Annotated in this window: 12 protein-coding genes; 8 read left to right on the plus strand and 4 right to left on the minus strand. The window is 52.9% G+C overall.

Annotated features, from left to right (window positions below; genetic code table 11):
- Positions 1 to 165 precede the first annotated feature (165 nt).
- From sdhE to rlmF, 3 genes are all read left to right on the plus strand, one after another.
- Positions 166 to 432, plus strand: a complete 267-nt coding sequence (sdhE, locus tag LOZ86_RS03720; RefSeq protein WP_039487284.1) for an FAD assembly factor SdhE — start codon at positions 166 to 168, stop codon at positions 430 to 432.
- Complete coding sequence (locus tag LOZ86_RS03725) at positions 413 to 826, plus strand: protein YgfX (protein WP_039487287.1); 414 nt, start codon at positions 413 to 415, stop codon at positions 824 to 826. The genes sdhE and LOZ86_RS03725 overlap by 20 nt, the downstream gene beginning before the upstream one ends.
- A 68-nt stretch (positions 827 to 894) precedes the next feature.
- Positions 895 to 1,830: a 23S rRNA (adenine(1618)-N(6))-methyltransferase RlmF gene (gene rlmF / locus LOZ86_RS03730; RefSeq protein ID WP_039487289.1), complete on the plus strand. Its 936-nt coding sequence runs from the start codon at positions 895 to 897 to the stop codon at positions 1,828 to 1,830.
- Between the two features lie 65 nt (positions 1,831 to 1,895).
- Here rlmF and LOZ86_RS03735 read toward each other — a convergent pair whose 3' ends face one another.
- The 4 genes from LOZ86_RS03735 to LOZ86_RS03750 form a co-directional block, all read right to left on the minus strand.
- Positions 1,896 to 2,219, minus strand: a complete 324-nt coding sequence (locus tag LOZ86_RS03735) for a hypothetical protein (RefSeq protein ID WP_039487292.1) — start codon at positions 2,217 to 2,219, stop codon at positions 1,896 to 1,898.
- A gap of 28 nt (positions 2,220 to 2,247) precedes the next feature.
- Positions 2,248 to 2,766, minus strand: coding sequence for a flavodoxin FldB (gene fldB / locus LOZ86_RS03740; RefSeq protein WP_230243148.1), 519 nt, complete (start codon positions 2,764 to 2,766; stop codon positions 2,248 to 2,250).
- Positions 2,767 to 3,097: 331 nt separating this feature from the next.
- A complete protein-coding gene (locus tag LOZ86_RS03745) occupies positions 3,098 to 3,484 on the minus strand; it encodes an acyl-CoA thioesterase (protein ID WP_039282122.1) in 387 nt (128 codons plus the stop codon).
- A gap of 224 nt (positions 3,485 to 3,708) precedes the next feature.
- Positions 3,709 to 5,031, minus strand: coding sequence for an MFS transporter (locus LOZ86_RS03750; RefSeq protein ID WP_039487297.1), 1,323 nt, complete (start codon positions 5,029 to 5,031; stop codon positions 3,709 to 3,711).
- Positions 5,032 to 5,342: 311 nt separating this feature from the next.
- Here LOZ86_RS03750 and xerD point away from each other — a divergent pair, with 311 nt between their 5' ends.
- The 5 genes from xerD (at position 5,343) to lysS (ending at position 11,781) form a co-directional block, all read left to right on the plus strand.
- The gene (gene xerD / locus LOZ86_RS03755) at positions 5,343 to 6,242 is read left to right on the plus strand and encodes a site-specific tyrosine recombinase XerD (protein WP_039487298.1); all 900 of its coding nucleotides are present in this window, start codon (positions 5,343 to 5,345) and stop codon (positions 6,240 to 6,242) included.
- 137 nt (positions 6,243 to 6,379) lie between these two features.
- Entirely contained in the window at positions 6,380 to 7,096 is a 717-nt protein-coding gene (gene dsbC / locus LOZ86_RS03760) for a bifunctional protein-disulfide isomerase/oxidoreductase DsbC (RefSeq protein WP_010279866.1), read from the plus strand.
- A gap of 6 nt (positions 7,097 to 7,102) precedes the next feature.
- Positions 7,103 to 8,848: a single-stranded-DNA-specific exonuclease RecJ gene (recJ, locus tag LOZ86_RS03765; protein ID WP_181892624.1), complete on the plus strand. Its 1,746-nt coding sequence runs from the start codon at positions 7,103 to 7,105 to the stop codon at positions 8,846 to 8,848.
- A gap of 308 nt (positions 8,849 to 9,156) precedes the next feature.
- Positions 9,157 to 10,255 (plus strand): peptide chain release factor 2 gene (gene prfB, locus LOZ86_RS03770; protein ID WP_099606242.1). Its coding sequence is split into 2 segments (ribosomal slippage): positions 9,157 to 9,231 and positions 9,233 to 10,255, totalling 1,098 coding nucleotides; the frame shifts between segments, so codons are not numbered across the junction.
- A gap of 8 nt (positions 10,256 to 10,263) precedes the next feature.
- Positions 10,264 to 11,781, plus strand: coding sequence for a lysine--tRNA ligase (lysS, locus tag LOZ86_RS03775; RefSeq protein WP_039487301.1), 1,518 nt, complete (start codon positions 10,264 to 10,266; stop codon positions 11,779 to 11,781).
- Positions 11,782 to 12,013: the final 232 nt, after the last annotated feature.

The raw sequence follows: 12,013 nt of genomic DNA on the forward strand, positions 1-12,013 counted from the left end.
TGGTTATTCACGCAGCGTTATTGCATAGCACATCCTGAGACAGGTGAGCGCACTTGGCGCGGTGCCCGTCGGTAAACTATGTCAAAATGTTACTATTAGTTGATGCCCGCTACCGGAATCGGAGTACACTAGCGGCAAGCAGCGATAACAAGGTGGACATGAAATATGGAAATCGATAATAAATCACGCATTCATTGGGCATGTCGCCGTGGTATGCGCGAACTGGATATCGCGATCATGCCGTTTTTTGAGCATGACTATGACACACTTAATGACACGGATAAGCGCACGTTTGTCCGCTTGTTACAAAGCGACGATCCCGATTTATTCAACTGGCTGATGAACCACGGTGAACCGGAGGACGGAGAGCTGAAACGCATTATTTCCCTTATTCAGACGCGAAATAAAGATCGTGGCCCAGTGGCAATGTGACCTTCGTGTTTCCTGGCGCATGCAACTGCTGTCATTGGTTGTGCATGGCCTATTAGTATTGCTCATTCTGCTGGCACCGTGGCCGGACGGCTATGCATGGCTATGGCTATGCCTGGTCACGATGGTGATGTTCGGTTTTATCCGTAGCCAAAAGAATATCAAATCCCGACAGGGGGAAATCGTTCTGCTTAGCGAAACGACCCTGAACTGGCGGCAGCAGGAATGGCAGATCGTTAAACGACCGTGGCTGCTGAAGAATGGCGTATTGCTGTCATTGCGAGCGGTTAACGGTAAAGACAAGCAACAGCTGTGGCTGGCATCGGACAGCATGGGTGATGAAGAGTGGCGTCACTTGCGTCAGCTTCTTTTGCAGCAGAAACACTGGGCAAGATAGCAGCGCGTTGGAAATATTTTTATTCGGTCATCGTTTGGCCGTGCTTTGAAATTGATTGGATATAACTGATGACTAAGCCCGCAGTGCAAAAAAATGGTCTGCATCCTCGTAATCGCCATCGCGACCGTTATGATTTTCCCGCGCTCAAAGAGAGCTATCCTGCACTGATTCCGTTTGTAAAGGTGAATGCCTACGGTGATGAATCCGTGGACTTTGCCAACCCCGAGGCGGTGAAAACGCTGAATCAGGCGTTGTTACAGCATTTTTATCAGATTGCGCACTGGACGATTCCAGACGGCTTTCTGTGTCCGCCAATTCCTGGCCGCGCCGACTATATCCACCATCTGGCTGACTTGCTGGCGGAAGATAACCGTTCAGTTGTGCCGCGTGATGCGTCCGTGTTGGATGTCGGCTGCGGTGCGAACTGTGTCTACCCGCTGATTGGGCATCGCGAATACGGCTGGCGTTTTACCGGCAGCGAGATCAATCCGCTGGCGATGAAAGCGGCCAATGAGACCATTGAGGCGAACCCCGGCTTGAATCGGTCGATTCGCCTGCGTCGTCAGAAGAACAGCAAAGCAATACTGGCAGGTATCATTCACAAGAACGATACGTTTGATGCCGTCATGTGTAATCCACCGTTCCATGCTTCCGCTGAGGATGCCCGTCAGGGATCGCAGCGCAAACTGCATAATCTGGGACTGGATAAGCGCTCACCGCTGAATTTTGGCGGGCAGCAAGATGAGCTGTGGTGTGAAGGTGGCGAGTCCGCTTTCATTGGTCAGATGATCAAAGAGAGCACCGGTTTCGCCCGTCAGTGCCTGTGGTTTACGTCGCTGGTGTCACGCAAAGAGAACCTGCCGGAGATTTATCGCGCGCTGGAAGCGGTTGACGTGGAGAAGATCAGAACGATAGATATGGCGCAAGGCCAGAAGCAAAGCCGCTTCGTCGCGTGGAGTTTTCTTGATACCGCTGCGCGTACCCGCTGGTTACAAAAGCGCTAAGCCACTTCAACGTCTACAAATATCAATATTCGCGGATACCGGCCACAACGGTATCCGTGAACGTGTTACTCGACGGTAATCGTATCCGGTTCCTGTTGAGTCACCTTCAACGACGTTCCCTGAATAGCCATAAACACCGCTTCCCGTCGGGTCAGATAGCCTTTGACGGGATGCGGTTTAATCGCGCCAGTCAGCGTGGTCTCGGTGATGATGCCACAGCCTGTTGCGTGCGCGATTTGCTGCGCTGTCTCATCAAACCTTGAGAAATCGATAGCGTAATGCTGCGGCACATCGCATTTCCCGCCCAGATTTCTGGCGTATTCTTGCGTGCCTGTTTGAGCACAACCAGCAAGCAACAATCCTGCGACCGCAATGAGTAACATTTTCATCGTGCTTACCTCTGTTGAGTCGTACGGTTTACAGCAGTGATGCCATTTCTTGCAGGATCTGTTCGCACCACTGTTCCAGCCGTTCATCGCTGAGATCGTATTGGTTCACTTCGTCCAGCGCCAGCCCGACAAAGTGTTTGCCGTCGGCGGTCAGCGGTTTTGGGCTGGTGAATTCGTAGCCCTCTATCGGCCAGTACCCAATGAATGTGACACCCAGCGGCAACAGTTGGTCATGCAGCATGCCCAGCGCATCAAGGAACCATTCGCTATAGCCAAGCTGGTCGCCCAGACCGTAGAGCGCGACGACTTTGCCTTTGAGGTTTAGCGTCGCCAGTTGACCCCAAATGTTCTCCCAGTCTTCCTGAATCTCACCGAAATCCCAGGTAGGGATGCCGAGAATCAGCGTACTGTAATCTTCCATGCGTTGAGGATCGACATCCTTAACGTTGTGCAGATCCACCAGTTCTTCGCCCAGAATGTCGCGAATTTTTTCCGCCGCCATTTCGGTGTAACAGGTGCTTGAGCCGTAAAACAGACCAATTTTCATACTATCCATAAGTCCATGATTTAATTATTTTCTACAATCAATGCGTTGATTCAGTCTCTGCGCGGCGATGTCACTGCAAGCCCATCGTTCATTTGCAGCAGAAAACAGGCAATGGGTGCCATATTCGATGATATTGAGGTCTTTTACAATCGCTGGTGAAACACGCAGTGCAGAGCTATTGGCTTAAATGGAGGGGGAAAGAACCGTATTGAGGGGATGATTTACAGGGTCGGAAGGGCGTATCGCATTACAATATTCAGGATCTCTGCATTAGCACACCCGCGTATATGTTGAGTGTGCTAACGAAGAGAACTCATGGCAACACGAACGCTTAAAGCGCTAACGCATTCACTACCGCTTCCGGCATGGATGGGCGACCATTGGTCAGGCAAGTAGCGACAAACGTGGCTTCTGCGTAAGGGACGCCGCCAACCTTGATTTGCTGAACGAAATTGACACGATTGCGTTTTTCGTTCTTTTCCAACTGGCAGGTCACTTCTAATTGATCGCCTTTTTGCAGGCTTTTACGAAAGCGCAGAGTGTACTCAAGCACCATATAAATCTTTCCCTGCTTGAACTCTTCTTCAATATCAATGCCCAGCGCCTCTTTCATAAAGGCATGGCGCGTCCACTCCATATAAAACGGGTAGTAGAGGCCGTCTACGACGCCCTGAAAGTCGATATGACTGTCCTCAACTTCATAATGTTTTGAAAACATTTTTGCATCCCAATTTGGCTGTTGTATCGAACTGATTTGTTGTATCGAACGGATTTGTTACACCGACAGGCCTGTTGGTATACCTCACTTGATTAGCGTGGTAAATGCGAAAATGTATCAAAGTGATAATAACGTGGAGTTATGATTTGTGTGGGGATGGACGGTTTGGTGACATCGTGAAAAGGAAAGAAGCAGTGAGGGCCGTAGCCCCCACTGAAGGGAAATTATCCCAGAGACTGGTGACGCGTTTCTTTGGTGAGAAGCAGTGCAATCAGCGTCAGCGACGCCATGGCCGCCAGATAAACGCCGACGTAGAACAGGCCATAGTTAGCCGTCAGCCACGCCGCGATATACGGTGCGACCGATGCACCCAGAATCGACGAAACGTTATAGGAGAATGACGCGCCGGTGTAGCGCACTTCCGTCGGGAACAGCTCCGGCAGCAGCGCACCCATCGGGCCGAACGTCAGTCCCATGATGCTCAGACCCAGCACCAGGAAGCCCATCACCAGCGCCTGATTACCTGAACCAAGCATGTAAGGGAACAGCATGGCGAAGACGATCATAAGGCAGGTGATGGTAATCATGGTCTTACGGCGGCCAAAAGCATCCGCCAGATAGCCGGCTACCGGCACCATCAGACCAAAACCGATCACCGCAATCATCAGCATCAGCAGGAAACTGTTACGCGAGAAGCCAAGCCCTTTAGGCTCTGGCGTCGTACCGTACGTCATGGAATAAACGGTCATGATGTAGAACAACGTGTAGGTCGCCAACATGATGAAGGTGCCGAGGATCGTGACTTTCATATGCTTGCTGAGCAGTGTGCCTAGCGGCATACGCACCTGCTTGCCGGCTTTGACCGCTTTGGTAAAGACCGGAGCTTCGTGCAGAGAAATACGAACATACAGGCCAACTAGCACCAGCGCGGCGGACGCGACGAACGGCACGCGCCAACCCCAGGTCATGAACTGCTCTTCCGTCAGCAGCCAGGACAACAGCAGGAAGGTACCGTTAGCGAAGAAGAATCCAATCGGTGCGCCAAGCTGGGGGAACGACCCATACAGCGCACGTTTATGGGACGGGGCATTTTCGGTCGCCAGCAGCGCCGCGCCGCCCCATTCACCGCCCAGACCCAGCCCTTGGCCGAAGCGCGCCAGTGCCAGCAGAATCGGGGCAAAAATACCGATGGTTTCGTAGGTCGGTAACAGCCCAATCAGAACGGTTGAAACCCCCATGGTCAGCAGAGAAGCGACCAGAGTGACTTTACGTCCGACGCGGTCGCCAAAGTGACCGAAGACTGCCGAGCCAATCGGGCGAGCAATAAAGGCAATTGCAAAGGTTGCCAGCGACTGTAGCGTAGCGGCAGTCGGATCGCCCTGTGGGAAGAAAATGTGCGGGAAAATCAGCACCGCGGCGGTGGCGTAGATATAAAAATCGAAAAATTCGATGGCGGTGCCAATTAATGACGCAACAATCACTTTATTGCGTGAGTTTACGGGTGGTGCTTCCGCTTCGGCATCGAGAGTGGTGGTGGTGGCTTGCATAATGTTTCTTTATTTTAACAACACGAACGGCCATTCTACGCACAGAAAAATCGGCTTTTCAACGTTGATTAAGTAAGGTCAATACCAGTCGGCACGCGGCTTCAAGGAGCCTGTTCCGATATATTGACTATACATAAAATATAATGTGCCGCGGCCTTGTTTTTGCCGGAGAATGTTATGGCGATGTTGGTGTTCGCGGAATATGTGAGATCGCGCACAATTCTGTTTGCGAGAGAATGCGGACTCGATGAAGGTGTAAAGTCGCCGCTTCATCGGCATAATATTGCCAATCAGTGAAGAGGGACACAGCGATGCAAGAACACGATCAGGCGCTTATCGAACAGTTTCTCGATGCGTTGTGGCTGGAAAGAAATCTGGCAGAGAATACGCTGGCCTCTTATCGGTTGGATCTGCGAACGCTCGCGGAGTGGCTTGCACATCATGACAACGATTTGTTGCAGGCGCAGTCGCTCGATCTTCAGGCGTTTCTCGCTGACAGAGTTGAGGGGGGCTACAAGGCAACCAGCTCGGCTCGTTTGCTGAGTGCGATGCGCCGCTTCTTTCAGTACCTTTACCGGGAAAAGCTGCGCAGCGACGATCCGAGTGCGGTGCTGTCATCGCCAAAACTGCCACAGCGCCTACCCAAAGATTTGAGTGAGGCGCAGGTGGATACGTTGCTCAACGCCCCAAGCATTGAACAACCGCTGGAATTACGCGATAAGGCCATGCTTGAGGTATTGTATGCGACAGGGCTGCGTGTTTCTGAGCTGGTCAGTTTGACGATGAGCGATGTCAGCCTGCGGCAGGGCGTGGTACGCGTGCTGGGGAAAGGCAATAAAGAACGGCTGGTGCCGCTGGGTGAAGAAGCAGTGTACTGGATCGAGTATTATCTGGAACATGGTCGCCCGTGGATGCTAAATGGGCAGACGCTGGATGTGCTGTTTCCCAGCAATCGCGCACGGCAAATGACGCGTCAGACGTTCTGGCACCGCATCAAGCATTATGCGGTACTGGCGTCCATCGACAGCGAAAAGCTCTCGCCGCACGTCTTGCGCCACGCGTTTGCGACCCATTTATTGAACCACGGCGCGGATTTACGGGTCGTACAGATGCTCTTGGGGCATAGCGATCTTTCCACGACGCAGATTTACACCCATGTCGCGACGGAGCGGCTGAAACAGCTGCATCAGCAGCACCATCCGCGCGCCTAGGGATAACATAACTAATCGAGTCACTATCAGAGTAACAGGACGTTATCTGGCTGACGGGACACCCCGTTCACTATCACAGCGCATTGGTACAAGGCTATTTTGCTACGAACCATGTTGCGACAAACAGGATTGATGAAATGAAAAAAGGGTTATTACTGCTTTCTTTGCTGGTGGCGACGGCGACCAATTTTGCGCACGCCGATGATGCTGCGATCAAGCAGACGTTAACGCGTCTGGACATGCAGGGGGCGGAAATCCTGCCTTCGCCGATGGCGGGCATGAAAACCGTCATTACCGATAGCGGTGTGCTGTACATCAGCGAAGACGGCAAGCATTTGCTGCAAGGCCCGCTTTATGACGTGAGCGGCACCATGCCAGTTAACACCACCAATAAGATCCTGATCGGCAAGCTGGATGCGCTACAGGAACAGATGATTGTGTATAAAGCCGCGCAGGAAAAACACGTTATCACCGTGTTCACCGACATCACCTGCGGCTATTGCCACAAACTGCATGAACAGATGAAAGACTACAATGCGCTGGGCATTACCGTGCGCTATTTGGCTTTCCCGCGTCAAGGTATGAAATCGCCGGCAGCGAAAGACATGCAATCCATCTGGTGCGTGGCCGATCGCAATAAAGCATTTGATAGCGCGATGAAGGGCGACGCAATCTCGGCAGCAACGTGTAAAACCGATATCGCCGCGCATTACCAACTGGGCATACAGTTTGGCGTGCAGGGCACCCCTGCCATCGTGCTGCAAGACGGTATGGTCGTGCCGGGATATCAAGGGCCGAAAGAGATGCTGGCGATGTTGGAAGCACACAAAGCTTCGAAGAAAACCGGCGGTTAATACTACGTGGATATGATTACCCAACTCCGTCGGCGCCCGCTGGCGGAGGATATTGATTTACCTGACACCGTTCCGCCTTTGCTGCGTCGCCTTTATGCGCAGCGCGGTGTGAAAGGTGCGCAGGAGCTGGAACGTAGCCTGAGTGGTTTGCTGAATTATCGTTTGCTCAGCGGCATTGATAAAGCGATTGACCTGCTGCAACACACGCTGGCCGAGAAGCGCTGTATCGTCATCGTTGGTGACTTTGATGCAGATGGTGCCACCAGCACGGCGCTCACCGTATTAGCGCTGCGCAGTATGGGCGGCGTGAACGTGAAATATCTGGTGCCGAACCGTTTTGAAAACGGCTACGGGCTAAGCCCAGAAGTGGTGGCGCAGGCTGCCGCGCTGGGTGCTGAAGTGATTGTGACCGTGGATAACGGGATCTCTTCTCACGCGGGTGTCGAAGATGCGCATCGGCGCGGTATCGCGGTGCTGGTGACCGATCACCACCTGCCGGGCGAAATTTTGCCTGATGCCGATGCGATGATTAACCCCAATTTGCCTGACTGCCAGTTTCCCTCCAAGGCACTGGCTGGCGTAGGCGTCGCGTTTTACCTGATGATGGCACTGTTCGTGCGCCTGCGTGACAGCGACTGGTTTACGCAGCAGGGGCTTGCGAAGCCGAATCTCACCGAACTACTGGATCTGGTCGCGCTGGGCACGGTGGCTGACGTGGTGCCGCTGGATGCCAATAACCGCATTTTGGTCGCTCAGGGGCTGAATCGCATTCGTGCGGGTGAGTGTCGTCCGGGCATTCGGGCGCTGTTGGAAGTGGCGAACCGCGATGCCAGCCAGCTAGTCGCCAGCGATTTAGGCTTTGCGTTAGGCCCACGGCTGAATGCTGCTGGGCGATTACACGACATGAAGATCGGTGTCGACTTGCTACTCAGCGATGACATTGTACAAGCCCGTATCCTTGCCAACGAACTGAATGAAATGAATCAGGATCGTCGGGAGATCGAACAGGGTATGCAGGTCGAAGCGCTGCGCCTGTGCGAATCGCTGGAGCGCACTCGTACGGAGTTGCCTTACGGGTTGGCGATGTATCACCCAGAGTGGCATCAGGGCGTTGTCGGCATTTTGGCGTCGCGTATTAAAGAGCGTTTTCATCGTCCGGTGATTGCCTTTGCACCTGCTGGCGACGGTATGCTGAAAGGGTCAGGACGTTCCATTTCCGGCCTGCATTTGCGTGATGCGCTGGAGCGATTGGATACGCTGTATCCCGGTATGATGCAGAAATTCGGCGGACACGCGATGGCGGCAGGGCTATCGCTGCATGAAGATCGGTTTGAAGATTTTCGTCAGCGCTTCGGCGAACTGGTTGGCGAATGGCTCGATCCGTCTCAGCTTGAAGGTGTCGTCTGGTCTGATGGCGAATTGATGTTGCCGGAACTGGATCTGCTCTCAACGGCAGAGATGTTGCGCTATGCAGGGCCGTGGGGACAGGCGTTCCCCGAACCGACGTTCGATGGCTGCTTCCGTATTCTGCAACCCCGCCTACTCAAAGAGCGCCATTTGAAAGCGATGTTTGAACCGATCGGCGCAACCGGGCAGGTGCCGCTGCTAGACGGTATTGCGTTCAATATCGATACCACCATCTGGCCAGATCCAAGTATTAAAGAAGTGGAAATGGTGTACCGACTGGATATTAACGAGTTTCGCGGTAAACGCTCGGTGCAATTGATGATCCAGCATCTGTGGCCGCGCTGATATACCCGTCATACTTCAAGCTGCTTGTGCGTTGGCTGCCCTTACTCACCCCAGTCGCTTACTTGAGTAAGCTCCTGGGGACTCGCGCGGTTGCCGCGTTACAAGGCCATAAATGGGCCTTGCCCTAAAGGGTCAACGCAGAGCGTTGTTCAAAACGATAACGTTTTGTCACGCAGCCCGAATTATCTAGGGTAGAGCGTGAACGGAATACGGCGGGCAGAAAGTCTATAAAATAGGCCTTTTATCCGCTAGAATGGCGGGTTACACCATTCCGTTGTCAACGACTTAACGTAAGAATATAAAAAATCATGTTTGAAATTAATCCGGTAAAAAACCGCATTCAGGATCTGTCTGAACGTAGTGCCGTTCTTAGGGGGTATCTTTGACTATGATGCCAAGAAAGAACGCCTCGAAGAAGTAAACGCCGAGCTGGAACAGCCTGATGTCTGGAATGAGCCTGAACGCGCTCAGGCATTGGGAAAAGAACGTTCCTCGCTGGAAGCTATCGTCGACACCATCGATCAACTGGCTCAGGGCCTGGAAGATGTGAATGGTCTGCTTGAGCTCGCGGTGGAAGAAGACGACGAAGAGACGTTTAATGAAACGTCGGTAGAACTGGATGCGCTGGAAAATAAATTAGGCCAGCTCGAGTTCCGTCGCATGTTCTCCGGCCAGTACGACAGTGCGGATTGCTACCTGGATATTCAGGCGGGTTCTGGTGGTACGGAAGCGCAGGACTGGGCCAGCATGCTGGTGCGTATGTACCTGCGTTGGGCGGAAGCCAAAGGGTTTAAAACCGAAATTATTGAAGAGTCAGACGGTGACGTGGCTGGTACGAAATCCGCCACCATCAAGATCATCGGTGACTATGCGTTTGGCTGGCTGCGTACTGAAACGGGCGTACACCGTCTGGTGCGTAAGAGCCCGTTCGATTCCGGCGGCCGCCGTCACACCTCATTCAGCTCCGCGTTTGTCTACCCGGAAGTGGATGACGATATTGATATCGAAATCAATCCAGCCGACCTGCGTATTGACGTTTACCGCGCATCCGGTGCGGGTGGTCAGCACGTTAACCGGACAGAATCCGCGGTGCGTATTACCCACATTCCGACCAACATTGTCACGCAGTGTCAGAATGACCGTTCCCAGCATAAAAACAAAGATCAGGCGATGAAACAGCTGAAAGCGAAGCTGTATGAGTTTGAGATGCAAAAGAAAAATGCTGAGAAACAGATGATGGAAGACAACAAGTCTGATATCGGCTGGGGCAGCCAGATTCGTTCCTATGTTCTGGATGATTCGCGCATCAAAGATTTACGTACCGGCGTGGAAACACGTAACACTCAGGCGGTACTGGATGGCGATCTGGACAAATTTATTGAAGCAAGTTTAAAAGCGGGGTTATAAGAATTCACATGGCTGAATCACAATCACAGGGTGCCGATCAGGCGCAAGATCTGAATAATGAATTAAAAGCGCGTCGTGAAAAGCTGGTGGCGCTGCGTGAAACCGGGATCGCATTCCCGAATGATTTCCGCCGTGACAGCACGTCCGATCGTCTGCACGCTGAGTTCGATGCCAAAGAGAACGAAGAGCTGGAAGAATTGGGCATCGAAGTGACTGTCGCGGGCCGTATGATGACCCGTCGCATCATGGGCAAAGCCTCTTTCGTGACCTTGCAGGACGTCGGTGGCCGTATTCAGCTGTATGTTTCCCGCGACGATCTGGCGGAAGGCATCTATAACGAGCAGTTCAAGAAATGGGATCTGGGCGATATTCTGGGCGCGCGCGGCAAGCTGTTCAAAACCAAGACCGGCGAGCTGTCCATCCACTGTACCGAACTGCGTCTGCTGACCAAAGCGCTGCGTCCGCTGCCGGATAAATTCCACGGTCTGGCCGATCAGGAAACCCGCTATCGTCAGCGTTATCTGGATCTGATTGCTAACGACGAATCACGCAATACCTTCCGCATCCGTTCTAATGTGATGGCTGCAATTCGCCGCTTCATGGTGGATAACGGCTTTATGGAAGTTGAAACGCCAATGATGCAGGTGATCCCCGGCGGCGCATCTGCCCGTCCGTTCATCACGCACCATAACGCGCTGGACATCGACATGTACCTGCGCATCGCGCCGGAACTGTACCTGAAGCGTCTGGTTGTGGGTGGTTTTGAGCGTGTGTTCGAGATCAACCGTAACTTCCGTAACGAAGGTGTTTCCCCGCGTCACAACCCTGAATTCACCATGATGGAACTTTATATGGCGTATGCCGATTATAAAGACCTGATTGTGTTGACAGAAAACCTGTTCCGCACGCTGACGCAGGACGTGTTGGGCTCGACGACGGTGCAATACGGCGACCAGACATTCGACTTCGGTAAGCCGTTCGAGAAGCTGACGATGCGCGAAGCGATCTGCAAATACCGCCCTGAAACCAACGTTGCCGATCTGGACGATCTGGAGAAAGCGACCGCGATCGCTCAGTCTCTTGGGATCAAGATTGAGAAAAGCTGGGGTCTGGGCCGCATCGTGACTGAGATCTTCGAAGAAACGGCAGAAAGCAGCCTGATCCAACCAACCTTCATCACCGAATATCCGGCTGAAGTGTCGCCGCTGGCGCGTCGTAACGATCAGAACCCAGAAATCACCGATCGCTTTGAATTCTTCATCGGCGGCCGTGAAATCGGTAACGGCTTCTCCGAGCTGAACGATGCCGAAGACCAGGCAGAGCGTTTTGCTCAGCAGGTGAATGCTAAAGACGCGGGTGATGACGAAGCGATGTTCTACGACGAAGACTACGTGACCGCGCTGGAACACGGCCTGCCGCCAACAGCGGGTCTGGGTATCGGTATCGACCGTATGGTGATGTTGTTCACGAACAGCCACACCATTCGCGACGTGATCCTGTTCCCAGCGATGCGTCCGCAGAAATAAGGCGCAGGGCGTAAAAAATAAGTCTGACGCTGTCGTCAAACTTCATGAAGCCGGTGCAACTGCACCGGTTTTTTATTATCGACAATGCCAAATTTTAGAGGAAACACGGGGATGAGGTTCCCGTAGGGACACCTCGCACCGTGGTAGCCCCGTGTATCTCGATCTCACCTCGATAGTATTATCACCACGTTTTACCTCCGCATTCTCGCCGTCATTCTGTGATTGTCGCCCA

The organism is Pectobacterium parvum, assembly GCF_020971565.1.
Classification (GTDB): Bacteria; Pseudomonadota; Gammaproteobacteria; order Enterobacterales; family Enterobacteriaceae; genus Pectobacterium; species Pectobacterium polare.

Coding starts and splice junctions, on each gene's coding strand:
- LOZ86_RS03745 (WP_039282122.1), bottom strand. CDS start 3,484: ATGTTTTCAAAACATTATGAAGTTGAGGACAGTCATATCGACTTTCAG.
- lysS (WP_039487301.1), top strand. CDS start 10,264: ATGGCTGAATCACAATCACAGGGTGCCGATCAGGCGCAAGATCTGAAT.
- sdhE (WP_039487284.1), top strand. CDS start 166: ATGGAAATCGATAATAAATCACGCATTCATTGGGCATGTCGCCGTGGT.
- xerD (WP_039487298.1), top strand. CDS start 5,343: ATGCAAGAACACGATCAGGCGCTTATCGAACAGTTTCTCGATGCGTTG.
- rlmF (WP_039487289.1), top strand. CDS start 895: ATGACTAAGCCCGCAGTGCAAAAAAATGGTCTGCATCCTCGTAATCGC.
- LOZ86_RS03735 (WP_039487292.1), bottom strand. CDS start 2,219: ATGAAAATGTTACTCATTGCGGTCGCAGGATTGTTGCTTGCTGGTTGT.
- dsbC (WP_010279866.1), top strand. CDS start 6,380: ATGAAAAAAGGGTTATTACTGCTTTCTTTGCTGGTGGCGACGGCGACC.
- LOZ86_RS03750 (WP_039487297.1), bottom strand. CDS start 5,031: ATGCAAGCCACCACCACCACTCTCGATGCCGAAGCGGAAGCACCACCC.
- fldB (WP_230243148.1), bottom strand. CDS start 2,766: ATGAAAATTGGTCTGTTTTACGGCTCAAGCACCTGTTACACCGAAATG.